19 protein-coding genes are annotated in these 22,755 nt (G+C 64.2%); 2 read left to right on the plus strand and 17 right to left on the minus strand.

Annotation, left to right across the window (positions count from 1 at the left end):
* Nucleotide 1 precedes the first annotated feature (1 nt).
* The 7 genes from R3280_RS00695 to leuC all read right to left on the minus strand — a co-directional run bounded on the left by R3280_RS00695 (nt 2) and on the right by leuC (nt 9,748).
* Nucleotides 2-637 carry a phosphoribosylanthranilate isomerase gene (locus tag R3280_RS00695; protein WP_318996646.1) on the minus strand — a complete coding sequence of 212 codons (636 nt, stop codon included), beginning with the start codon at nt 635-637 and terminating at the stop codon, nt 2-4.
* The gene (gene truA, locus R3280_RS00700) at nt 634-1,524 is read right to left on the minus strand and encodes a tRNA pseudouridine(38-40) synthase TruA (RefSeq protein WP_318996647.1); all 891 of its coding nucleotides are present in this window, start codon (nt 1,522-1,524) and stop codon (nt 634-636) included. The genes R3280_RS00695 and truA overlap by 4 nt, the downstream gene beginning before the upstream one ends.
* Nucleotides 1,525-1,619: 95 nt before the next feature.
* A complete protein-coding gene (locus tag R3280_RS00705; protein ID WP_318996648.1) occupies nt 1,620-4,781 on the minus strand; it encodes a FimV/HubP family polar landmark protein in 3,162 nt (1,053 codons plus the stop codon).
* A 384-nt stretch (nt 4,782-5,165) separates the two neighbouring features.
* Entirely contained in the window at nt 5,166-6,281 is a 1,116-nt protein-coding gene (gene asd / locus R3280_RS00710) for an aspartate-semialdehyde dehydrogenase (RefSeq protein ID WP_318996649.1), read from the minus strand.
* A 139-nt stretch (nt 6,282-6,420) separates the two neighbouring features.
* A complete protein-coding gene (gene leuB / locus R3280_RS00715) occupies nt 6,421-7,494 on the minus strand; it encodes a 3-isopropylmalate dehydrogenase (RefSeq protein ID WP_318996650.1) in 1,074 nt (357 codons plus the stop codon).
* Nucleotides 7,495-7,659: 165 nt separating this feature from the next.
* Nucleotides 7,660-8,310, minus strand: coding sequence for a 3-isopropylmalate dehydratase small subunit (gene leuD / locus R3280_RS00720; protein ID WP_318996651.1), 651 nt, complete (start codon nt 8,308-8,310; stop codon nt 7,660-7,662).
* A 19-nt stretch (nt 8,311-8,329) separates the two neighbouring features.
* On the minus strand, nt 8,330-9,748 hold the full coding sequence (gene leuC / locus R3280_RS00725) for a 3-isopropylmalate dehydratase large subunit (protein ID WP_318996652.1): 1,419 nt from the start codon (nt 9,746-9,748) through the stop codon (nt 8,330-8,332).
* A gap of 223 nt (nt 9,749-9,971) precedes the next feature.
* Here leuC and R3280_RS00730 point away from each other — a divergent pair, with 223 nt between their 5' ends.
* Nucleotides 9,972-10,838 (plus strand): LysR family transcriptional regulator, encoded by an 867-nt coding sequence (locus R3280_RS00730; protein WP_318996653.1) that lies wholly within the window; start codon nt 9,972-9,974, stop codon nt 10,836-10,838.
* 10 nt (nt 10,839-10,848) lie between these two features.
* On the opposite strand, the gene R3280_RS00735 is transcribed toward R3280_RS00730, so the two are convergent.
* From R3280_RS00735 to R3280_RS00780, 10 genes are all read right to left on the minus strand, one after another.
* On the minus strand, nt 10,849-12,009 hold the full coding sequence (locus R3280_RS00735; RefSeq protein WP_318996692.1) for an MFS transporter: 1,161 nt from the start codon (nt 12,007-12,009) through the stop codon (nt 10,849-10,851).
* Between the two features lie 6 nt (nt 12,010-12,015).
* Nucleotides 12,016-13,116, minus strand: a complete 1,101-nt coding sequence (aroC, locus tag R3280_RS00740; protein WP_318996654.1) for a chorismate synthase — start codon at nt 13,114-13,116, stop codon at nt 12,016-12,018.
* 35 nt (nt 13,117-13,151) lie between these two features.
* Nucleotides 13,152-14,057: a 50S ribosomal protein L3 N(5)-glutamine methyltransferase gene (gene prmB / locus R3280_RS00745; RefSeq protein WP_318996655.1), complete on the minus strand. Its 906-nt coding sequence runs from the start codon at nt 14,055-14,057 to the stop codon at nt 13,152-13,154.
* Between the two features lie 148 nt (nt 14,058-14,205).
* Entirely contained in the window at nt 14,206-15,519 is a 1,314-nt protein-coding gene (locus R3280_RS00750) for a patatin-like phospholipase family protein (RefSeq protein ID WP_318996656.1), read from the minus strand.
* A gap of 37 nt (nt 15,520-15,556) precedes the next feature.
* A complete protein-coding gene (locus R3280_RS00755; RefSeq protein ID WP_318996657.1) occupies nt 15,557-16,384 on the minus strand; it encodes a DUF4892 domain-containing protein in 828 nt (275 codons plus the stop codon).
* 73 nt (nt 16,385-16,457) lie between these two features.
* Nucleotides 16,458-17,369, minus strand: a complete 912-nt coding sequence (locus R3280_RS00760) for an alpha/beta hydrolase (protein ID WP_318996658.1) — start codon at nt 17,367-17,369, stop codon at nt 16,458-16,460.
* Nucleotides 17,370-17,384: 15 nt separating this feature from the next.
* Nucleotides 17,385-17,735, minus strand: coding sequence for a PilZ domain-containing protein (locus R3280_RS00765; RefSeq protein WP_318996659.1), 351 nt, complete (start codon nt 17,733-17,735; stop codon nt 17,385-17,387).
* Nucleotides 17,736-17,825: 90 nt separating this feature from the next.
* The gene (gene holB / locus R3280_RS00770) at nt 17,826-18,827 is read right to left on the minus strand and encodes a DNA polymerase III subunit delta' (protein ID WP_318996693.1); all 1,002 of its coding nucleotides are present in this window, start codon (nt 18,825-18,827) and stop codon (nt 17,826-17,828) included.
* A gap of 54 nt (nt 18,828-18,881) precedes the next feature.
* Complete coding sequence (locus R3280_RS00775; protein WP_318996660.1) at nt 18,882-20,939, minus strand: DUF3488 and transglutaminase-like domain-containing protein; 2,058 nt, start codon at nt 20,937-20,939, stop codon at nt 18,882-18,884.
* On the minus strand, nt 20,936-21,937 hold the full coding sequence (locus R3280_RS00780; protein ID WP_318996661.1) for a DUF58 domain-containing protein: 1,002 nt from the start codon (nt 21,935-21,937) through the stop codon (nt 20,936-20,938). The genes R3280_RS00775 and R3280_RS00780 overlap by 4 nt, the downstream gene beginning before the upstream one ends.
* Nucleotides 21,938-22,095: 158 nt before the next feature.
* Here R3280_RS00780 and R3280_RS00785 point away from each other — a divergent pair, with 158 nt between their 5' ends.
* Complete coding sequence (locus R3280_RS00785) at nt 22,096-22,710, plus strand: hypothetical protein (protein WP_318996662.1); 615 nt, start codon at nt 22,096-22,098, stop codon at nt 22,708-22,710.
* Nucleotides 22,711-22,755 lie beyond the last annotated feature (45 nt).

A 22,755-nucleotide genomic window follows, 5' to 3' on the forward strand; every position in this document is an offset into this window, starting at 1 on the left:
TTTAATCGACACGGTGAACCTCTCTCAGGAATTCGTTCATTCGGGACACGTCTTTGATGCCTTTTCTGGCGTCGGGTCCGGTCTGCTCGACCCCGCCGCTGACATCCACCGCCCAGGGCCTCACCTGCTCGATTGCGCGCGCTACGTTAGCAGAGTTCAGGCCACCGGCCAATATAAGCGGCAGCGGGCGGGTTGCGGGGATCAGCGACCAGTCGAAGCCCTGGCCGGTGCCACCGTAAAGCTGGGGATCGTAGGCATCCACCAGCAACCCAGACGCATTATGGTAAGCCCGGAAAGCCGCTTCAATGTCGGCCTGGCGCTGCACCCGCACCGCCTTGATCCAGCGCTGATGGAAGCTCTGGCAGAATTCCGGCGTCTCATCGCCGTGAAACTGCAGAAGATCCAGCGGAACCGCGGCCTGGACCTGCCGCACACGAGCTTCGGTGGGGTTCACGAACAGCCCCACCACACTCACAAAGGACGGTATGGCGCGGGCAATCCGGGCGGCCTGTTGCAGATCCACCGCCCGCGGGCTGGCCTCGTAGAACACCAGGCCGATGGCGTCAGCGCCTGCGGCAGCCGCGGCCTGGCCGTGCGCTTCGGTGGTAATGCCACAGATCTTGGTACGAGTGGTCATGGGTTTTTGCTCACTTTGCTGTCAGCCGCGCCGGCAATCGCCGGCTCAAACCAGGCCCGGGTAAATGCGGGGCCAGGCCGGCTCGGCGGCAGTCCATAGCCTTCCGGGTAGCCCACATCCACCAGATACAGACCAAAGGGTGGCGCGGTCACACCCGCCAGAGTCCGGTCACGGGCCTCCAGTATGTCACGAATCCAGGCTTCGGGTCGCTCGCCACTACCCACCGCCATCAGGGCTCCGGCCATATTCCGCACCATGTGGTGCAGGAACGCATTGGCCTGGACATCGATGACCACGTAATCACCGTGGCGAGATACCGTTATCCGGTGCAGGTTGCGGTTCGGGGTGCGGGACTGGCAGCCAGCGGCGCGAAAGGATGAGAAATCCTGCTCACCACAGAGCACCTGGGCGGCCCGGTGCATGCGCTGCGCATCCAGCGGTCGGTAGGTCCAGGACACCTGGTTGCGGAGAATGGCCGGCCGCACAGGGTGGTTGTAGAGGATGTAGCGGTAGCGGCGATAGCTGGCGCTGAAACGGGCGTGGAAGCTGTCGTCCACGTTGCCGGCCCAATGCACCGACACAGCACCGGACATGGCGGTATTGATCCCCATCACCCAGGAGCGCAGGTTGCGCACCGAGGGCGTGTCGAAGTGCACTACCTGGTAGCTGGCGTGAACCCCGGCATCGGTGCGGCCAGCGCACACCAGTTCCACCGGATGGTCAGCCACCCGTGCCACGGCCCGTGCCAGCATGGCTTCCACCGAGGGCACACCGGACTTCTGCAGCTGCCAGCCGTGAAAGGCGGCGCCGTCATACTCGAAGATCAGCGCGACACGGCCATTGCCGATGGCGTTGTCGGTGGTCAGTTCCTGCGGGGTTGCGAACACGGAAATTACCGGTCAGTAGTGCCAGACAAAGAAAAGCGCCGGTGTCCTGCTCGGACCACCGGCGCTGCTCTTACAGGGTTGGCAATTATACCCGATCAGGACAGATTTTTAAGCATGTCCCGGGCTTCGTTCTTCTGGGCCTCGTCGCCTTCCAGGGCTACTTCTTCCAGGATGTCCCGGGCACCGTCCGCGTCACCCATCTCGATGTAAGCGCGGGCCAGGTCCAGCTTGGTAGCGGCTTCATCGGTACCGGACAGGAAATCGAAGTCGTCTTCGTCACCCAGGTCGGACTCATCGATGTCGCGGCTTTCAGGCTTGCCGGCCTTGGGCGCTTCCGCTTCCGGTTCCTCGGACTTCTCGGGCTCGATCACCGGTGCCTCATCGGCCTCGGGCTCCTTATCCTTGGCTGGCTCCTCGCTTTCCTCGAGCGTGTCTTCCAGGTCCAGCTCCTCGTCGAGGGAAGGCTCTTCCTCCTCGCCGGGCTTGCCGGATTCGCGATCCGCCACTTCTTCCATCAGTGCCAGATCCTCGTCGGAAACATCCAGCTCCAGGTCTTCCAGGGTATTGTCGGCCAGGGTCTCGCCCTCGGCCTCATCCTCGCCGGCCACTTTCTCAAGCTCGGCATCCAGCTCATCGAGGAAGGACTCATCCAGGCTGCCGTCGTCGGAGGTCACCAGGGCCTCCTCCTCGTCCAGAGGGGTTTCCTTGCGGTCGACCTCGTCACCCGTCTCGACATTGTCGATGCCGGCCTCGTCCAGTTCCAGCGACGCGAATTCGTCCTCCAGGTCCAGTTCCTTCTCGGTGACCGCCTTCTCCTCAGGCGCCTCATCGGTCTCGGCCAGTTCGTCGGCTTCGTCCAGGGTGGTGTCGGTCTCGAAGTCGATGCTGTAGTCGTCTTCCCCGGAGTCCTTCTCCAGTTCCCGGCTCAGACTCTCGAGGTCTTCGTCGGACACCTCCTCGGCTTCCTCCACCTCGGATTCGTCCTTGGCATCGAGAACCGACAGGTCATAGTTGATGGCCTGGTCGTCCTTGCGCTCTTCGGTGTCTTCGCCCTCAAGCAGAGACTCTTCGTCCAGCTGCAGGTCGTCGAACTCGTCGGACCCTTCGTCCCGCTTTTCCTCGCCCTTCGGCTCGTCCTTGCTGGCTTCGGACTCCTCGAAGCCGGCGAAACCCTCACTCAGGAAGGCGTCTTCGCCCTCGAACCGATCCTCGGACTTCGCGGACTCCCGCTCGCTTTCCGCTTCAGGACTGCCCGAACGAAGCTGGGATTCCAGGTCGTCGATGCTGGGCATGGCCTCGGCTTCTTCCAGGCGCGCACGCAGGGCTTCCGCTTCGGCGGTGGCGTCGGCATCTTCCAGGGCTTCAAGCTCTCCCAACTGCTTTTCGAAGGCGTCCCGGTCCTGGCTGTCGGCATAGACGCCCAGCAGCTTCAGGCGCAGGTCGGTGCGGCTCGGCTCCCGGGAAATGGCGTTTTCCAGGGCCTGGGCGGCCTGATCAAGACGACCGTAGGCAATGTAGACGTCGGCATCCGCCAGCGGGTCAGCGCCCTCGGGGGTCTTGCCGGTGTCTTCCTCGTCCAGGGTCAGATCAAAATGATCGGTCTCACCTTCGGTCTCACTGTTGAGCTGCTCGTAGAAAGCTTTCTCCCGATTGGCGTTGCGACGGGCCAGCAAGAGCAACAACAGCAACAGCACGATCAGACCGCCACCGAGACCCACCTGATACAGGGGGTTGGACTTGATCTGATCGATCAGGTCACCCGGAAAACCCTTGGCCTTGGGCTCGGATTCTGCCGGGGCCGGAGCCTCCGCGGGCTTCTCTTCTGCCACTGGCGCAGCAGCTGCTTCCGGCTCCGCCCGTGCGTCAGTCATCGCCGGTGCATCTGCCTCGGGCGCTTCTGCCCCCTCGCCGGTCCCGGCCGGCGCGTCGGCTTCGGGCTGATCGGGTTGTACCGGTGCCTCTTCTCCGGGCGCCATCTCGGCCTGCTCGCCATCCATCGCCGGCTCGGGCTCTGCGGCGGGTTCCTGGGTGGCGGTGGCATCGGCGTCTACAGCGACCGGAACATCCTCAGCCGCGTCCGCAGCTTCCGGTGCCGGCGGGGCATCCTCGGCGGTAACCTGGGGCTCCTGGTCCACTCCGGCCTGCTGCATTTCGGCCAGTTGGCTGTTCTTCAGTTCAATCAGGCGCTGCAGGGTCTCCACCTGCTCCTGCATATCCTGGAGACGGGACGACAACTCCTCATTCTCGCGCCGGGCGCGATCGAGCTCTTCCAGCGCTACGGCCTGGCCGGCATCGGCCGTGCCGGCGCCGGTACCGGTACCACCGGCAGAAGCGCCGTCGTCGGTACCGAGGGGCTGAGCGTCGTCGGCGGCAATCAGGCGCAGCTCATCGCCGGCGGGTGCCGGTGCTGCCGCGCCAGCAGCGCCCTCGCCTGGCCTGGCTTCGGTAGCGTCCACCACCCGGCGCTGGTCCTGGATGGCCTGGTTCTGGGCCCTGACCTGACGGTTGGCTTCGGCCTGGCTGCGCTGCTGAATCTGGTCCAGGGACGGAATACGCAGGACTTCACCGCGCTTGAGGCGGTTGATGTTGTTGTCCAGGAAGGCGTCGGGGTTGAGGTCCTGGATGGCCAGCATCACCTGCTGGGTGCTGACATCCGCACTGGGCTTGACTGAGGACGCAATACCCCAGAGCGTGTCGGACGGCCCCGTCGGACCAAAGGTGTTGGCGGCACGGCCGGTGGTTACTGTCTGCCGGGTGGGCTGCTGTGTCCGCGTGGGCTGCTGGGTCCGGGCGGGTTCGGTGCGTGCGGCCGGGGCGGACGGGGCCTGAACCTGCTCTGCCAGGCCCGAGCGCTCGGCGTATACCGGCGGATCCAGCAGTACCGAGTACTCCCTCAGCAGCCGGCCGCTGGGCCAGGTCAGCTCAACCAGGAAGTTCAGGTAGGGTTCGCGCACCGGCTCGCGGGAGGTGACATTCACCACCAGCTGGCCGTTGGGCGCGCGCTCCACATTGAACCGGAGATTGGTAAGGAAAAAGGCCCGGGGAATACCGAGTCTTTCATAACTTTGCGGCGAAGCGAGTTCGACGATGATGTTTTCGGGATCGACGCCGTCTGTCTGCCGCAACGCAATGTCTGCGTCCAGCGGCTCGTTCAGAAACGACTGAATTTCAACTTCACCCAACCCCAACGCCTGAGCGACACCAGAGCCAAGCCCTCCCGCAAGAGCCAGGGCAACCGCAAGCTTGCGTACCTTCATGCTTTTTCCTTACCAGTCTCCGTTATTCGTTACTGCTTTTTCAAACAGAATCGGACGAGGTTGGATGACTTGTCATTGTTCATTTCATCGAAACGATTTTCTAGTTTTTATATGTAGGGTCGTGTTACCGACCCGAACCACCGCATTACAATCCCGCAAGTATTGTTGATAAATGCAGTTTTATCAATCAATCAGAATCACTCGTTGTACCAGTGGTTCACAAAGCCGCCGGAACTGTCTGTCGTTACTGGCCACCCTTGGCAGAGTCTAGTCCAAGGCTGACGGGAAGGTGAACAAATCGACCCGGTAAAATAACAGGGGCGGAGGCTGAAAACAGCCTCCGCCCCTGACCGCCTGGTAAAAACCGGACGCAGTTGGCAGTTCCTAGCGCTCCTGCAGGATGCGCAGCATCCGGCGCAGCGGCTCGGCGGCGCCCCACAGCAGCTGGTCGCCCACGGTGAACGCGGAGATGTACTCCGGACCCATGGCCAGCTTACGGATACGGCCGATGGGCACACTCAGGGTGCCGGTCACCTTGGTGGGGGTGAGCTCGTCCATGCTGGCCTGGCGTTCATTGGGAACCACTTTGACCCAATCGTTACCCTTGGCCAGGATGCCCTCGATTTCCTTGACCGACAGATCCTTGCGCAGCTTGATGGTCAGCGCCTGGCTGTGGCTGCGCATCGCGCCGATTCGGACGCAGATACCATCGATGGGAATGGGATTGCCGGTGCGACCCAGGATCTTGTTGGTCTCAACCCCGGCTTTCCACTCTTCCTTGCTCTGGCCACTGTCCAGCTGCTTGTCGATGAACGGTATCAGGCTGCCCGCCAGGGGCACGCCGAAATGTTCGGTGGGGAACTCCGGCGAGCGCATGGTCTCGGTCACCTGGCGATCGATCTGCAGGATCGCGGACGACGGGTCCGCCAGCAAATCGGCCACCTTGTTGTTGAGGGTTCCCATCTGGCTGAGCAGTTCGCGCATATTCTGCGCGCCGGAACCGGACGCCGCCTGGTAGGTCATCGGCGACACCCACTCGATCAGGTCCTGCTCCAGCAGGCCACCGAGGGCCAGCATCATCAGGCTGACGGTGCAATTGCCACCGATGTAGTCCTTGATGCCTTCATCCAGGGCCTTGTCGATAACCTTGCGGTTGACCGGATCCAGCACGATCACCGAGTGATCCGCCATACGCAGCGTGGATGCGGCGTCAATCCAGTAACCCTGCCAGCCGGCTTCCCGCAGTTTGCCGTAGACCTCACCGGTGTAGTCGCCGCCCTGACAGGTGACGATCACGTCCATTTCCTGGAGTGCTTCCAGGTCGAAGGCGTCCTTCAATGGAGGTACGTCCGCCTTGCCTACGTCCGGTGCGGCCTGGCCGGCCTGTGACGTGGAGAAAAACACCGGATTGATGTCGGCGAAATCGTTCTCTTCCTGCATGCGCTGCATGAGGACCGAGCCCACCATGCCGCGCCATCCAATTAGTCCAACTCGCTTCATGTGCGACCTTTGAACCTCGTTTTATGCCCGCCCTGAACCTATGTCGCCGGTTCCGGACAGGATGAGTGATCCCGCGGTGGCGGCATCGTGCCACCGTCGGGTCGAAAAAAGCGGATTGCCTTGCGTGTCGCGCTACGGCTCAGAGCGCCGCCAGCACCGCGTTACCCATCTCCTCGGTGCCAACCTTGCGGCCATCGGCCGACAGGATGTCGGCGGTACGCAGGCCCTGGTCCAGCACCTTGCTGACTGCCGCTTCGATGGCCTGGGCGGCGGCTTCCGCGTTCAGGCTGTAGCGCAGCATCATGGCGACCGACAGGATGGTCGCCAGCGGATTGGCGATGCCCTGGCCCGCTATATCCGGTGCGGAGCCATGGCAGGGCTCATACATTCCCTGCTTTTCCGCGTTCATGGACGCGGAAGGCAGCATGCCAATGGAGCCGGTCAGCATCGCCGCTTCGTCGGATAGAATATCACCAAACATGTTGCCGGTCACAATGACGTCGAACTGTTTCGGCGCCCGCACCAGCTGCATGGCGGCATTGTCCACGTACATGTGGCTGAGCTGGACGTCCGGGTACTCCTTGGCCAGGTCGCTCATGATTTCCCGCCACAGCACTGTCACTTCCAGCACGTTGGCCTTGTCCACGGAACAGAGTTTGCCATTGCGCTGCTGGGCGGCCTCGAAGGCCACACGGCCGATTCGGCGGATCTCCGACTCGCTGTAGACATAGGTGTTGAAGCCCTGGCGCTCACCACTGTCCAGGGTCCGGACACCGCGAGGCTGACCGAAGTAGATGCCGCCGGTCAGCTCACGGACGATGAGGATATCCAGGCCGGACACCACCTCGGGCTTGAGCGAAGAAGCCGAGGCCAGTTGCGGATAGAGAATCGCGGGGCGCAGGTTGGCGAACAGCTGCAGGCCGGAGCGCAGGCCCAGCAGGCCCTTTTCCGGGCGCAGCGCCATTTCCAGACCGTCCCATTTCGGACCGCCCACCGCACCCAGCAGGATGGCGTCGGCTTTCTGGGCCAGCTCCATGGTCTCCTCCGGCAGTGGTACGCCGGTGGTGTCGATGGCGGCACCACCCACCAGACCGTGCTCGAAGCTCAGATCCAGTTTGAAATCCTCATTGACCTTGCATAGGACCTTTTCGGCCTCGGTGACGATTTCCGGGCCAATTCCATCGCCCGGCAACAGCAATACTGATCGACTCATCGTATTTTCCTATCAAATGCTTGATTCATTGTAAGGGTATCCAGAAAGCAGCTGGGCAGGTCTTTCCAAAACCGTCCGGAGCCAGGGATGGCGTAGGCCGAGCGTACATGGACGTATTTACAGCGTGTTTTGGAAAGACCTGCCCAGCTGCTTGTGCACCTAAAGCTATGGGCTGGGTGCGTTAAACAGCCAGGGCGCGGCCTGGCGGCGCTTGGCCTCGTAGTCCTGGATGGCGTCGGCGTCTTCCAGGGTGACGCCGATATCATCGAGACCGTTCAGCAGACAGTGGCGGCGGAAATCGTCCACCTCGAAACTGAAGGACTCGCCGGAGGGCGTGGTCACGGTTTTGGCTTCCAGGTCCACCGCCAGCTTGTAACCCTCCTCACCCTCGCATTCCTGAAACAGGCGATCCACCACATCTTCAGGCAGAACAACGGGTAACAGGCCATTCTTGAAGCAGTTGTTGTAGAAGATATCGGCAAAACTGGGGGCTACGATCACCCGGAAACCGAAATCCTCAAGCGCCCAGGGGGCGTGCTCCCGGGAAGAACCACAGCCGAAGTTGCGGCGGGCCAGCAGCACGCTGGCGTTGCGGTAGCGGGCCTGGTTGAGCACGAAGTCCGGGTTCTCCGGACGCTGGCTGCAGTCCTGGTCCGGCTTGCCCTCGTCCAGGTAGCGCAACTCGTCGAACAGATTGGGGCCAAACCCGGTTCGCTTGATGGATTTCAGAAACTGCTTGGGGATGATCATGTCCGTGTCCACATTGGACCGGTCAAGAGGTGCCACCACCCCGGTGTGAGTCTGCAATGCTCTCATGATGCTCTCCTCAAGCCGCTCAGTGGCTCAGTTCGCTGATGTCGGTGAAGTGGCCGGCGATGGCGGCGGCCGCGGCCATGGCGGGGCTGACCAGGTGGGTACGGCCACCAAAGCCCTGCCGACCCTCGAAGTTGCGGTTGGAGGTGGAGGCGCAGTGCTCACCCTGCCCCAGCTTGTCGGCGTTCATGGCCAGGCACATGGAGCAGCCCGGGTCGCGCCATTCCAGGCCCGCCTCCAGGAAAATCTTGTCCAGGCCCTCCTGCTCGGCCTGGGCCTTCACAAGACCGGAGCCCGGGACCACCATCGCCTGCTTGAGAGTCGGGGAGACCTTCTTGCCCTTCACCACCGCTGCCGCCTGGCGCAGGTCCTCGATGCGGGAATTGGTACAGGAGCCGATGAACACCCGGTCCAGGCGGATCTGGGAAATCGGTGTATTGGGCGCCAGGCCCATGTATTTCAGGGCCCGCACGATGCCTTCGCGCTTGATGGGGTCGGCTTCCTGCTCCGGGTCCGGCACCTTGCCATCCACACCCACCACCATTTCCGGCGAGGTGCCCCAGGTCACCTGCGGCTTGATCTCCGCCGCGTCCAGTTCCACCACCTTGTCGAAAACCGCGTCGTCGTCACTGTGCAGGGTACGCCAGTAGGCCACCGCCTGGTCCCATTGCTCGCCCTTAGGGGCAAACGGGCGGCCGCGGACGTAGTCGATGGTGGTGTCGTCCACCGCCACCATGCCCACTCGAGCACCGGCCTCGATGGCCATGTTGCAAATGGTCATGCGGGCTTCCATGGACAGCTTGCGGATGGCCTCACCACCGAATTCGATGGCGCAGCCGGTGCCGCCGGCGGTGCCGATCTTGCCGATGATGGCCAGCACCACGTCCTTGCCGGTGACGCTGGGAGCCAGGGTGCCGTTCACCTTCACCAGCATATTCTTCATTTTCTTTTGCACCAGGCACTGGGTCGCCAGCACGTGCTCGACTTCCGAGGTGCCGATGCCGTGGGCCAGGGTTCCAAAGGCGCCGTGGGTGGAGGTATGGGAGTCACCGCAGACAATGGTCATGCCCGGCAGGGTGGCGCCCTGCTCCGGCCCGATGACGTGAACGATGCCCTGGCGCTGGTCCTTGATCTTGAACTCCAGGATGCCGAACTCGTCGCAGTTCTTGTCAAGGGTCTCGACCTGGATCCGGGACACCGGATCCACGATGCCCTCGATGCCCCGCGCCCGGTCGGTAGTCGGCACGTTATGGTCTGGCGTGGCCAGGTTGGCATCCAGCCGCCAGGGTTTACGGTTGGCCAGACGCAGCCCCTCGAACGCCTGCGGTGAGGTGACCTCGTGCAGCAGGTGCCGGTCGATGTAGATCAGGGCGGAACCGTCGTCCCGTTGCTTGACCAGATGGTCATCCCACAGTTTGTCGTACAGGGTCTTACCAGCCATGACAGCCTCCAGTGGCGCTCTCTCAGGTACTCTCTCGGTTATTACCTCAGGCACTCTCGCAGGGCTCCCTTACGCTCAAGCGTTCCTGTCCCCGGCGATGAGTCGAAGGAAGAATTCATTAGTCTATGGTAACGCGGCCCGACCCATAACCTCAATTCATGTTTATTATAAATACCATTCCATACTAGAATGCTGGCAATTATCCATTCATGCAGGTGCCGTCATGGAAACCCAGACCCTGGCCGCTTTTATCGCCGTGGTGGACGAAGGCTCCTTCTCCGCCGCCGCTGACGCCCTCAACCTGACCCAGCCGGCCATCAGCAAGCGCATTGCCACCCTGGAGCAGCAGTTCAACGCACCCATCATCGACCGCTCCCAGCGCAAACTGGCCCTGACCGACGCCGGTCAGCGGCTGCTTCCACACGCCCGCCGGATCCTGGACGAGTTCCACAACGCCCGTCTGGCGCTGTCGCCGGCCAATGATGAGGTCCAGGGCCAGCTGTCGCTCATTGCCAGCCACCACATCGGCCTCCATCACCTGCCGGCCTGGCTGCGCCGGCTCAACCGCGACTACCCGGACATCCACCTGGGGCTGCAGTTCATGGATTCCGAGAGCGCCTTCGACCGCATGCGCAAACGCAGCGCCGAGCTGGCCTTCGTCACCCTCAACGACGCCATGGACCACAGTTTCGAGGTTCATGCCCGCTGGGATGACCCCATGGCCTTCGTGGCCGGCCGGGATCATCCGCTGGCGCGACTGGAGCATCCCACCCTGGCGGACCTTGCGGGCTTCAGCGCCCTGCTGCCCGACCCTGGCACCGCCACCTACCGCGCCATCAGCCGGCTGTTCCTGGAGGCGGACCTGGCCCTGCGCCCGGAAATGCCCACCAACTACCTGGAAACCATCAAGATGATGACCAGCGTCGGGCTGGGCTGGAGTGTGCTGCCCCGAAGCATGCTGGATCAGTCCCTGACGGAACTGACCGTACCCGCACGGGTCAGCCGGGTGCTGGGGGCCGTGGGATTGCGCGGTAGAGCCCTGTCGCCGCCGGCACGGGCGCTGCTGGCCATCGTCAACGAAAGGCCGTGACAGAGAGACCCTAATCCTCCGGCTGGGGCGGCGGTCGCAGCCACAGCCAGGCCACCACGAAAGCCACGGCCATGGCGCCGGCCGAGGCCCAGAAGGCCGGCGAGGTGCCGGATGCATCCACGATGAACCCCGACATCCAGGCCCCGATGGCACCGCCCGCGCCGAACGTCAGGCCGCTGTAGAGCGCCTGACCCTGGCCGTGGTGGCGCTCGCCGAAATAGCCCTGGATGTAGTGCACGGAGATGGCGTGAAGGGCGCCGTAAGAGGCGGCGTGCAGGCACTGGGCGATGATCAGCAGCAGCAGGACATGGGACACCTCGGCAATCATCACCCAGCGCACCAGCGTCAGGAGTACCGCGGTGAGGGCAATCTGGCGGATGCTGAAACGCCGGAACACATGGTGCATCACCAGGAACAGCAGGATCTCCGCCAGTACCCCCAGGGACCACAACAGGCCGATGGCCAGCTTGTCGTAGCCCAGTTTCTCCAGGTGAATACTGAAAAAGGTGTAGTAGGCGCCGTGGGAGACCTGCAGCAGGATGTTCATGGCGAAGAAGGACAGCACCGCCGGGTCCTTCAGGATGGCCTGCAGACTGCCGCGGATATGGGGTTGGCGCTTGGGCGCACGCTCCGCCGGCACCAGCATGGACGAGGCCACAATGCCGGCAAACAGCGGCAGCAGCAGCCAGGGCAGCAGGTGGATGGGCAGCGTATCCAGCAGCCAGCCGATGACCGCCACCGACACGATAAAGCCCACCGAGCCCCAGAGGCGGACCTTGCCGTAACGGGTCCGGTCCCGTCCCAGGCCCTGCAGGGTGATGACCTCGTAGAGGGGCAGCACTGCGTTCCAGAAGAAGGTGAACGCCAGCATGACCAGCAGCAGGCCGTAGAAACCGGTGTCGAGGAAAACCCCGAGAAAACACACGGCGCCGGCGACAGCCCCGAAACGAACCAGCCTCACCCGCCGACCGGTTCGGTCCCCCAGCCAGCCCCAGAGATTGGGAGCCACCACCTTGGTGAGCTGGATGGTGGCCATCAGGGTGGCGATCTGCAGGTAACTGAAGCCCCGGTTCTCCAGGTACAGCGACCAGTAGGGCAGCAAGGCCCCCAGCAGGGCAAAGAACCAGAAATAGAGGTTGGACAGTCGCCAGTAGATAGCGGTTACCTGCAGGTCCGGTTAGCGGGAGCGTTTCTCGATGTCGGGCGTGGTCACAGTCACGTCGGCATTCTGGCCCCGGTGCCGCAGGTAATGATCCATCAGCACCAGCGCCATCATGGCCTCCGCGATGGGGGTGGCCCGGATACCCACACAGGGGTCATGGCGGCCGGTGGTGATCACCTCCACCGGTTCACCTTTGGAGTTGATGCTCCGGCCCGGCAGCCGCAGGCTGGAGGTGGGCTTCAGCGCGATGCTGGCCAGGATCGCCTGACCGGTGGAGATACCTCCCAGCACGCCCCCGGCGTGATTGGACAGGAACCCTTCCGGGGTCAGCTCATCCCGGTGCTCGGTGCCCTTCTGGGCGACGCAGTCAAAGCCCGCGCCTATCTCCACACCCTTGACCGCATTGATGCTCATCAGGGCGTGGGCCAGGTCGGCGTCGAGGCGGTCGAACACCGGCTCCCCCAGCCCCGGCGGCACGTTCTCCGCCACCACATTGATGCGGGCACCCACCGAATTGCCCTCCTTGCGCAGGGCGTCCATGTAGTCCTCCAGCTCCCTCACCTTGTCGGCGTCCGGGCAGAAGAAGGGGTTCTGATGCACCTGGGACCAGTCCAGTTTGTCCACCACCACCGGCCCCAGCTGCGCCAGGTACCCGCGAATCTCCACACCCAGCCGCTCCCGCAGGAACTTGCGGGCCACGGCGCCAGCGGCTACCCGCATGGCGGTCTCCCGGGCCGAGGAACGGCCGCCGCCGCGATAGTCCCGGAAACCGTACTTGTGCATGTAGGTGTAATCGGCGTGGGCCGGGCGGAACTGGTCTGCGATCTTGGAGTAGTCCTTGGAGCGCTGGTCGGTATTCTCGATCAGCAGGCCGATGGGGGTGCCGGTGGTCTTGCCCTCGAAGACCCCCGAGAGGATGCGCACCTCATCCGCTTCCCGGCGCTGGGTGGTATGGCGGGAGGTACCCGGCTTGCGGCGATCCAGATCCCCCTGCAGATCGGCCTCGGACAGCTCAAGCCCTGGCGGGCAACCGTCAATGATGCAGCCCAGAGCTGCGCCATGGCTCTCGCCGAAGGTGGTTACCGTGAAGAGCTTACCGAAGCTGTTTCCAGACATATCAATATCTTACTTTGGTTATTTAAGGTGAATAATCAGTTCTTCGAAGCCTGCCACCGGGTCAGGTCCTCGGCACTCAACAGGAAAACACCGTCGCCGCCCTGTTCAAATTCCAGCCAGATAAAAGGCAGATCCGGGTAGGCCGCCTCCAGCGCGGGCCAGCTGTTACCCACTTCGACAATCAGCAGGCCACCCGGGTTCAGGTGGTCGGCGGCACCGGCCAGTATCCGGTGGGCGATATCCAGGCCGTCGTCGCCGGCCGCCAGGCCCAGTACCGGCTCATGGCGGAACTCTTCCGGCATGGCCGCCAGATCGGCGGCATCCACATAGGGCGGATTGCTGAGGATGAGGTCGTAGCGGCCTTCGATGGCGTTGAAGACATCGGAAGCCACCGCCCTCACCCGGTTACCCAGCTCGTGCATGGCGATGTTGGCCTGCGCCACTGCCAGGGCATCGGTGGAGATGTCGGCCAGATCCACCTCGGCATCCTCGAACACGGTCGCGGCGGCAATACCGATACAGCCACTGCCGGTACACAGATCCAGAATCCGGTTGACCGGCTGGTCGCTGAGCCAGGGCTGGACGCCGGCCTCGAGTATCTCGGCAAAGGGCGAGCGCGGCACCAGCACGCGCTCGTCCACCATGAACGGCAGCCCCATGAACCAGGCCTCGCCCAGCAGGTAAGCCACTGGAATCCGGTCATTGATACGACGATCGATCCGCTCCAGGATCATCTTGCGCTCACCCCGGGTGAGCCGGGCATCCAGGAACAGAGTATTGTTCTCCAGTGGGAGATGCAGGCTGCGCATCACCAGTTGTACCGCCTCGTCCCAGACGTTGTCGGTGCCGTGACCGTAAAAGAGCTCGGAGCTGGCGAACCGCGAGGTGGCGTATCGCAGCAGGTCCCGAATGCTCAACAGATCGTCTATGGGCTGGCTCACGTCGCCGCTTCCTCTGGTGTTGCAAATGGATTCGTGACCCGTCAGAAGCCTGTGGCAGGCGGCCGCCCGGGTCCGGGTGCAGGATTATACGCCGAACCGGGGCGATTCTGCAGCCGTAGCGGCGAATGCGTGATACCGGCGGTGGTATTCAGGTGGCCAGGGGGCCGGAGCTGCTTTCGTCGCGCTCGTAGCGGTCCAGGGCCGCGGACATCCGGTCCCGCCCGAGCTGAATCAGCTCCGGCGCCTTGTGATAGTCGTAGGTGCGGCAGGCGTTCTTGGGCAGATTCACCAACAGATCCGGCGGATACCCGGCAATCTTGTACTGCACCAGGGCACTCTGCATGGTCTCGATGGTCAGGTTCATGATGTCGAACTTGCCGATGCCCAACCGGTCCCAGGCGATGGTTTCCGGCTCGTCGCTGCCCTCCTCCTGATCTTCCCTGGCAGCCTCCTTGTCGACCTGTTGCTTGCGGGCGGCAGCGGCAATCTTGTCCTGGGGCGCGACGCTGTCGGTATCTCCAGCCTCGCTGTCGCGGCGGCTGACGAACGACCTGACCATATCCCAGTCGAACCAGCGGGAGGCCTTGTCGCGCATCTTTTCCACCCATTCCTCCAGATCGGAGTCCGGCTCCTCTTCAAAGGCAGCGTCCGGCAGGCGGCTGCGGCGCTCGTCTTCGCCACTGAGGTTGACCGCCACGATAAGATCCGCATGGGAGGAAATGGTGGGGATGATCGGCAGAGGGTTCAGCAGCGCCCCGTCCACCAGCACCCGGCCGTTGAGCACGACCGGCGTGACCACGCCGGGAATGGCCACCGAGGCCCGGATGGCCTGGTGCAGCGGGCCCTCCTGGAACCAGATTTCCTTGTGGGCCAGCAGGTCCGTCGCCACGGCTGTGTAGGACAGGGGCAGGTCCTCGATACGGGTGTCCCCGAGCATGTCCCGCACCACGGAGAAGATCTTCTCACCGCGGATGGCACCGGGAGAGGACAGGGACACATCCAGCAGTTTGAGCACGTCGAACTGGCCGAGGCCGGTGACCCAGTCCTTGTAATCCTTCATCTTGCCGGCGGCAAACACACCGCCAATGAGAGCACCCATGGAGCATCCGGAAATGGCGGTGATCTCGTAACCCCGCTCCACCAGCACCTCGATGGCGCCGATGTGGGCATAACCCCGGGCGCCACCACTGCCCAGGGTCAGAGCGACGGTGGTCTTGTGGTCCTTGGGGGTCTTCCGAAGTGACGAGGCGGTCTCGGGCGCGCGGGTGGTCACAGGCTTGCCAGCGCCGGAGCGGGTTTCCAGGGGCGTACCCTCGGCTGTCTCGCTGTCCGCCGCCTGGCTCTCGTTATCGTTCTCGCCCTGGCTTTCGGTCTTGCTCTCGGTCTTGTTTTCGGTCTTGCTTTCGCCCTTGGGAGCGTCCGTGCCGCTGCCCTCGCGGTTCTTGTCCGGGTCTTTGCTCATGCGATGGCTCCTTGCGATGGTAAGGCTCTAAGGCGGATCAGGGCTGGCTGACGACCTTCACCTCAATCCGGTTGCCCTGGCGGGAGGGATCTTCAAATCGCACCGCCGGGCCGATGATCACCGGTACGATCTGCTCCCGGCTGACCCCGCTCTTGCCCAAAAGTGTGGCCAGGGAGTCGGCCGCCTGGCGGGCCCTGTCCATGGCATCGGCCAGGCTCTGGTCGTCGCCCAGCACCGTGTAACTGTTCAGCAGCACCTGGCTGCCGGGTTCCGCTGACCATTCCTGCAGCTGCCGGCGGGCAGCCGCATCGTAATCGAACTGGAAAGTCACGCCGCCACTCCAGGACACGATAACCGGGCCACGAATCCGGGCCGAACCCGTGCTGAAGCCGGGCACCACTGCATCCGGTCCGGTGGTGAGCTGCTCCACCCAGACGTACTCCCGCTGATTGCCGCGGGTGACGGTATACACCAGCACCAGATGCAAAACGCCGTCAGTGTCCTTGTAGGCCGCCGCCAGGTAATCCTGATTGATGTCACGGCCGTAGAGCCGGGCCTCGTTGAAGATCTGGTTGGCCCAGACATTACTGCGGCCACAGTCCCGGCCGGTGCAGCGGAACAGGATGACCGCATTGCGCTCGTCCAGCTGGTCCAGGTAATACTTGCGGGCGGCGGACCGGCTGGCGTCACGGTTCACCTGCAGCAGTTGCCCGACACCCTCTACCGCGGGGCGGATGATGGATTCGGAGCGGATTTCATCATTCACTTCCCGCACCGGACTGAGCAGAATGCGGTGGGATGAGGACTGGATCGGCCGCTCCAACTCGAGAGAAGCACGCTCATAGGGCTCAATGGGAGCGGCCATGGCTACCGTGGTGCCAATAACCAGCAGAAAAAGGGCCCCAAGAAAGCTCCGCCCATAGCGGGTCAGCTGATGCCTAGCCTTTGTCACTGAGAAACTCCCCTACCGCGTCGGCCACCGGGCGCGTATCGCCATCCAGGTGACAGTGATGAGAGCCGGCCACTGTTATCTCGGTGAGACGGTGAACGGCGTCCAGCCGGCGCTGCCAACGTTCCCGGGTGCCCAACAGACCGCCCTCCGCACGCACCAGCAGGGTCGGCGCCTGGACCCCCTCAAGAAAAGCCATGGCCTGGTCATCGTTGTACATCATCAGGGAGGGATGCCGCAGCCTTGGGTCGGTGCGCCATTGGTAGCCTTGTGCGGTTTCCCTCAGGTTGCGGCCTACCAGCTGGGCCGCCGCTTCCGGCGACAGCGGGCTGAGGCCACCGGCGCGGGCGGTGGCGGCTTCTTCCCGGGTGCGATAACCGGCACTGCTGCCGGAGCCCGCCAGGCGCTTGATAATCCCCCGCCGGAGCTGACTGACGGCCTCGTTTGAGGCCTTGGTGATCGGCCCGAGGCTGTCGATGACCACCAGCTTGCGCACTTTCTCCGGGAAGGCCGCGGCGTACATCATGCAGACAATACCGCCGAGAGAATGCCCCACCAGATCCACTGGTCCCTCGAAGCCTGTTTCCAGCACTTCCGCCAGGTCCGCTACGTAATCCGCCAGCAGGTACCCCTGCCCGGCCGGCCGGTGGCCGGAATGACCGTGGCCTGCCATATCCAGGGCGTAAACGTCGGTGGCCTCAGCCAGTGCGGGCGCCAGGCGAGAGAATGAAAGGCAGTTATCAAGCCAGCCGTGGAGCATGACCACCGGGGGTCGTTGCGGCTCACGCTGCTCCGCCGGCCAGTGCACGCCAGCGATGGTCAGGTGACGAAGCGGCCAGCGCATTTCCTGGTAGCCGGTGTCCTCGGGGCTCACGGGGGATACTGCCAGGGAGTCGTTCATCAAACCGGTGGTGCCTTACATGGTGTGGGTGGGGCGATCGGAGCTGAGCGCGCCCGCCAGGTAGGACTCGATCTTGTGACGGGCAGATTCGTCATCGCCGGTGAACTGGACACCAATGCCCGCGGCCCGGTTGCCCTGGGCGCCCTTGGGGGTTATCCAGATCACCTTGCCCGCCACCGGCAGCTTTTCCGGCTCATCCATCAGGTTCAGCAGGAGGAAAACCTCATCGCCGAGCTGGTACTGCTTCTGGGTGGGAATGAACAGGCCACCCTGACGGATATAGGGCATGTAAGCGGCGTAGAGTACCGCCTTGTCCTTGATGGTCAGGGTCAGAATGCCACTGCGAGCGCCAAAGCCAGGCCCCATAGCCTTATCCTTACGTTAAACGGTTGCTGGTAACATGCTTCAATCATAGCAGGCGGTATCCCGCCCCGCCCAGACACTGGTGCCATAAAACTAACCGGCCCGGCGCTGCCGTCTGGGCATCAACGCCTGCCATTCGATCAGCAGTCGCTCCGCCTCCAGTTCCGGACTGGCGTTGTAGACCAGTGCTGACCGGCTCTCGCGGATGGAATCCAATAACTGGTGCGCCCGCCAGGGCGGGTTCGTCCGCGCCAGGAAAGCCAGCATCTCGGCGGCATCCTCATCTCTGGCGCTGCCGCCGGCACCCAGTCGGGCAAGGTCCGCGGCCCAGAGCTCCATCAGCCAGAGCGTGGGTTCCGCCCCCAGGGTCTTGAAGGGCTTGGCGGCCTCCCCGACGGTCACCTCGGATTTCATGAACCGGCGAAACAGGGACAGGGCCTCCTCCCGCATGGCCAGATAGTCACCTGCCAGGTAGTCCAGCGCCAGCCGTGGCGCAAAGCGTGCCATCGCCAGCGCTTTCCGGCAGCTGTCTTCGTCGGCTACGGCGCCGCCCTGGCTCTCAAGCTGGGCGGACAGCCACCGGGCCGCCTCATCAGGTCCGGGGGTGGCGATGGTGAGCGCCTGGCACCGGGAGCGCAGGGTTGGCAGGATCGGCCGGCCGGTCTCCTGAAGCAGGAGCAGCACCACATCGGCACTGGGCTCCTCCAGGGTCTTGAGCAGCGCGTTGGCGGCATTGATGTTGAGCTGGTCCGCCCGGTCAATCACGATCAGCTTGCGCCGGGCCACCTGGGGCGAAGCCACCGCGAAGGCGGACAGGGCTCGGACCTGGTCCACCTTGATCATCCGTGACTTCTCGGGGGCGTAGATGCGGATATCTGGATGGGTGCCCGCCTGTACCAGTTCGCACTGTTTGCAGCCGCCACAGGGCCGGTAATCCGGCGTGGTGGTCCGCTCGCACACCAGGCTATGAGCTAGCCGGTCGGCAAATGCCCGCTTGCCCACGCCCTGCTCGCCGCCGATCAGCAGCGCGTGGGGCAGCTGGCCCGCATCAAGGCGCCCGGCCACGAACGACCAGGGCCGCTCATGCCAGCTCATGGGCAGTAACTGCCGGGTGTCCTGGGCTTCGGGTTCGGATGTCGGCAAGTGCGTCTAACCTGTCTGTATGCGTGGGATGCGGCCGGCTTCCGGCCGCTTGCGGCCAAGTTCCCGGCGGGTCGCCTTCAGCAGGCGCCTCAGCAGGGAGATCTGTGGCCGGGCGGGCCGGGCCGACGGCTTATAGTAATGATTGTTGACCTGGGCGGCAAAAGCGAGCAACGGCTTTTCCGCCGCGGGGAACCGCATCATCGCCCGCCGTGCCGTCTGGTCCGGCGTCTGCCCCGGCTCAACCGGCACACCATGCCGGGCCAGCAGCCTCTGCCACTGCAGCAGCAGCCGCTGCACCGGATCGGCCGGGCGGTTTGCCCGCTGGCGCAGCAGGGTAATCAAACCCGCCAGCGCCAGTGCGGCCGACACCAGGCCGGCGGTGACATACCCCAGCTCCCTCATCGACAGGTCGCCCGGCAGGTTCGACATCAGGGACCGCTGGGTCTGGCCCTGGTAGCCCACGACCCAGCGGGTCCAGTGATAGTTGAGCTGGTCCAGGCGCAGGCTGGCCCACTGTACCAGCGCCAGGTCGCCGTAACGCTGCGGTGAGGTCCAGTCGTTCTCGAGGAACGAGCCCTCCTCCGCCACCGCTTCCCGCAGCCCGGACTCGATCCGCTGGGGCGCAATGGCTGCCGTGGGATCGATGCGCGCCCAGCCCCGTTCCGGCAGCCAGGCCTCGACCCAGGCGTGGGCGTCATACTGGCGCACGATCAGGTATTCGTCGTCCACACCGGCCTCGCCGCCCTGGTAACCCACCACCACCCGTGCCGGAATACCGGCGGAACGGAGCAGGAAGGTCATGGCGCCGGCATAGTGGGCACAGAAACCCCGGCGAACGTCGAACAGCAGGGCGTCGATGCCGTCCTCCAGCATCACCGGCGGGCGCAGGGTGTAGAAGTAGGCCTCCGTGCGCAGGCGGCCCAGGAAGGTCAGGACCAGCTCCTCCGGCCCGTTGCTCTGCTGGCGCAGTTCCCGGGCCAGGGCTCGGGTGCGGCGGTTGCCCTCGGCCGGCAGCTGCAGGTAGCGCTGACGCTCACGGTTCGACAGGCCGGCGGTGTCGTCGGCATTGTCGTTCGCCGTCAGGGCCAGGCGGTAGCGCACCGTGGTGTCCGCCGGCCGGCGGAACCGGAACAGACCGCCCTCCACCGCCTCCAGGTTGTCGGAAACCGCCTGTGAGTCGTCCAGGGCAAAAGCCCAGCGCTGGTTGGTGGGGTCCAGCAGCACTTCATATTGGTCAGGCAGGAGATCGCCGGCGCCACCGTCCAAGTTGATGCGCCCTGGCGGACGATACGGCAAGGGGTCGCCCTGGCGCCAGGTATCGCCGTCGTAACGATCGAGGATCAGGCCACGCCAGTAGCGCTCCCGCTGAGGCGGCATGATGCCGCCGAAGGTGACCCGGAAGGCGCGCTCGCTGCTCTGGGCCAGGTTGGAGATGGAGCCGGGACTCATGGTGTCGCTGATGCCGGTCTGGCCCTGGCCGCTGACCAGCGGTACGCTCCAGAGCGGCCCCATGCGTGGAAAGAACACGAACAGCAGCACCACGATGGGCAGGGTTTTCACCAGCATCAGCCCCAGGCGTCGCAAGCCGGACAAACCAGGGCTGCGCAGCTGAGGCGCGTTGAGCACCTGCAGGCCGATGAACAGCAGGGTGACGCCGGCCAGGTTCACCAGGGTCCAGCCGATGCCCTGCTGGAACAGGAAGTTCACCGTGGCCAGGTAGATCAGGATGAAAAACAGCACGTAGAAATCCCGGGAAGTGCGGGTTTCCAGCCATTTCAGCCCCACCGCCAGCACGAAGAAGGACGCTGCGGTATCCACCGAGAAGCGCGCATTCACCGTCAGCACGTAGATGCCCACCATGGTCAGCATGATGGTGGTGCGCAGCAGGCGCCCGGGCAGGCGCAGGCGTCCGCGCTGGGCGAGCCAGCGCCAGCCCGCCAGCAGCGCGCAGACCGCCATCAGCCAGACCGGCAGCCGGTCCCACTGGGGCAGCACCAGAATGCCGAAGGCCACGATCAGCCAGATCAGTGCCCGTTGCGGCAGGTCGTCCCGATGGCCGGTCATGCCGCCGCCTCCCGGGTCGCCGGCGCGGCGCGATCATCCGTCGAGTCCGGCCCCTGCAGCCCAAACAGCGCCAGCGCCCGCAGGCAGCGGCGAACATGGACGTCGCCCTGGTCCGGCTCGATCACCTGCCCCGGCAACCGCAGCCCGAACAGATGCCCGGCTTGCTGGCGCTCCAGCACCTGGGCACAGAGATAGCTCAGCCGCAGCTCGGTGTCGGCGCCGGCGAATGCCTGGTAGTCCAGCCATTGCGGACTGCCCTGCTCACCCTCCCAGTCCGCAATCACCATTTCGCCGGTGCGGGCATAGCGCTTCCACTGCACCCGCTGCACCAGGTCTCCCTCCCGCCAGGGCCGGATTTCGGCATGATCGTGGCCGTGGGGGTCGGCCTGCTGCGCCGATTCCTCGCCGGCGACCGTCGGAGCGGCCACCTGGGGCGGTGTCAGCGGGCGCGGGTAGACAATGGCACGGCCGGCAGGCCGCATCCAGGACCAGGCCATCAGCAGGCCAAAGGGAAAGCGGGTTTCCACCCGCAGCCGCTCGATCCCCTGCCAGCCCCGCCGGGGCGCCGGCACCAGCACCGTCAGGTCGGCGGTTTCACCTTTGTCCAGGCTCTGGGGCGGGAGATCACCGTGGGGCAGCGACAGCTCGATGGCCACGGCATCGTTGTCGGGACTGGCGGCCCGGAACACGAAGGCCACGGACTGGCCGGCAAAGCCCTCGCCGGGGCGCACCAGGGTCAGTTCGAAGCCGTTGAGGTTACGGTGAGTCTGGTGCATGGCCGCCACAAACACCGCCCCCAGCATGAATGTCAGCAGGAAAATCAGGCTGTTCTGGTAGTTGATGCCGGTGATCAGCATGATCAGCAGCAGTGCCCCGAACAGCACCCCGGCGCCGGCGGGCAGGATGAAGATATTACGCTGCTCGAAGCGCTGACGATCCGTGGGGGGAATGCGGCGATTCACCCAGTCCGCCCAGCGGCGTTTGAAGACTGCAAACATCAAGGGTTCCAGGGTCAGGCGGATCGGAACGGAAAATAACGGGCTGGCGGCCGAAGACGGTCACAAATCCACCAAAAGCAGCTTGAACTGTGGCCAGTCACACCAAATACTCTACCAGAGATCACTCTGTGCGTACCCTTATCCGATCGAGGTCTTTCATGATACGTCGCAACCGCCTTTTCGTCGCACTGGCCGGTACTCTTACCCTGCCGGCATACGCCGGGGTGCAGTCGCTGACCTCGGAGGAGATGGTGGACACCTACGTGCGGGACTCCGCCATCATCATCGTGCCCCGGGAGCAGCAGAAGCCGGCGGAGGAACGCCAGCGCATCATCCGATCCCTGACCATCTCCCCCGGTGAGCCGGTGGTGAAGGAGTCCGAGGAGCAGGCCTTCCTGGATGCCCTGCGGGATTCCGAAGAGGAAGGCCGGGAGCAGGCCCTGGAGGAAGCCCGGGAGGAGTTCGTCCGGCGCGCCATCCTGCTGCCGCAGGAGGAAGTGGCCCGGGCCCAGCCCACCGCAAGCTTTATCCCGACGGTGTCTCCCATCATCTTTGGCCAGCAGGCCGAAATCCCGGATGAGCCTTTCACCCAGACCTTTCTTAATGACCAGCTCAGCATCGGCTTTGACGGCCAGAACGTGAACTTCTCCATCGGCAACCCGCCGGGTATCGACCAGATCCAGGTCCCCAGGGGCATCAACGAAGGCCCGATCCAGCTGACACCACGAGCCGGCGGCGGCTTTGACCTGTCCATCGCGGTGCCGGAGCGCTGAACCGGATCGCCTGAAACCCAAACCCGAAGAGACCCGCCTAGGCGG

The organism is Marinobacter sp. (genome assembly GCF_033722195.1).
GTDB lineage: Bacteria > Pseudomonadota > Gammaproteobacteria > Pseudomonadales > Oleiphilaceae > Marinobacter.

Excerpts from the sequence above, each read along its gene's own strand:
- R3280_RS00750 (WP_318996656.1), bottom strand. The coding sequence starts at position 15,519 with ATGAGCAAAGACCCGGACAAGAACCGCGAGGGCAGCGGCACGGACGCT.
- R3280_RS00760 (WP_318996658.1), bottom strand. The coding sequence starts at position 17,369 with ATGAACGACTCCCTGGCAGTATCCCCCGTGAGCCCCGAGGACACCGGC.
- R3280_RS00730 (WP_318996653.1), top strand. The coding sequence starts at position 9,972 with ATGGAAACCCAGACCCTGGCCGCTTTTATCGCCGTGGTGGACGAAGGC.
- aroC (WP_318996654.1), bottom strand. The coding sequence starts at position 13,116 with ATGTCTGGAAACAGCTTCGGTAAGCTCTTCACGGTAACCACCTTCGGC.
- R3280_RS00775 (WP_318996660.1), bottom strand. The coding sequence starts at position 20,939 with ATGACCGGCCATCGGGACGACCTGCCGCAACGGGCACTGATCTGGCTG.
- leuB (WP_318996650.1), bottom strand. The coding sequence starts at position 7,494 with ATGAGTCGATCAGTATTGCTGTTGCCGGGCGATGGAATTGGCCCGGAA.
- R3280_RS00755 (WP_318996657.1), bottom strand. The coding sequence starts at position 16,384 with ATGGCCGCTCCCATTGAGCCCTATGAGCGTGCTTCTCTCGAGTTGGAG.
- R3280_RS00705 (WP_318996648.1), bottom strand. The coding sequence starts at position 4,781 with ATGAAGGTACGCAAGCTTGCGGTTGCCCTGGCTCTTGCGGGAGGGCTT.
- asd (WP_318996649.1), bottom strand. The coding sequence starts at position 6,281 with ATGAAGCGAGTTGGACTAATTGGATGGCGCGGCATGGTGGGCTCGGTC.
- R3280_RS00785 (WP_318996662.1), top strand. The coding sequence starts at position 22,096 with ATGATACGTCGCAACCGCCTTTTCGTCGCACTGGCCGGTACTCTTACC.
- leuD (WP_318996651.1), bottom strand. The coding sequence starts at position 8,310 with ATGAGAGCATTGCAGACTCACACCGGGGTGGTGGCACCTCTTGACCGG.
- R3280_RS00780 (WP_318996661.1), bottom strand. The coding sequence starts at position 21,937 with ATGTTTGCAGTCTTCAAACGCCGCTGGGCGGACTGGGTGAATCGCCGC.
- R3280_RS00765 (WP_318996659.1), bottom strand. The coding sequence starts at position 17,735 with ATGGGGCCTGGCTTTGGCGCTCGCAGTGGCATTCTGACCCTGACCATC.
- R3280_RS00695 (WP_318996646.1), bottom strand. The coding sequence starts at position 637 with ATGACCACTCGTACCAAGATCTGTGGCATTACCACCGAAGCGCACGGC.
- holB (WP_318996693.1), bottom strand. The coding sequence starts at position 18,827 with ATGAGCTGGCATGAGCGGCCCTGGTCGTTCGTGGCCGGGCGCCTTGAT.
- leuC (WP_318996652.1), bottom strand. The coding sequence starts at position 9,748 with ATGGCTGGTAAGACCCTGTACGACAAACTGTGGGATGACCATCTGGTC.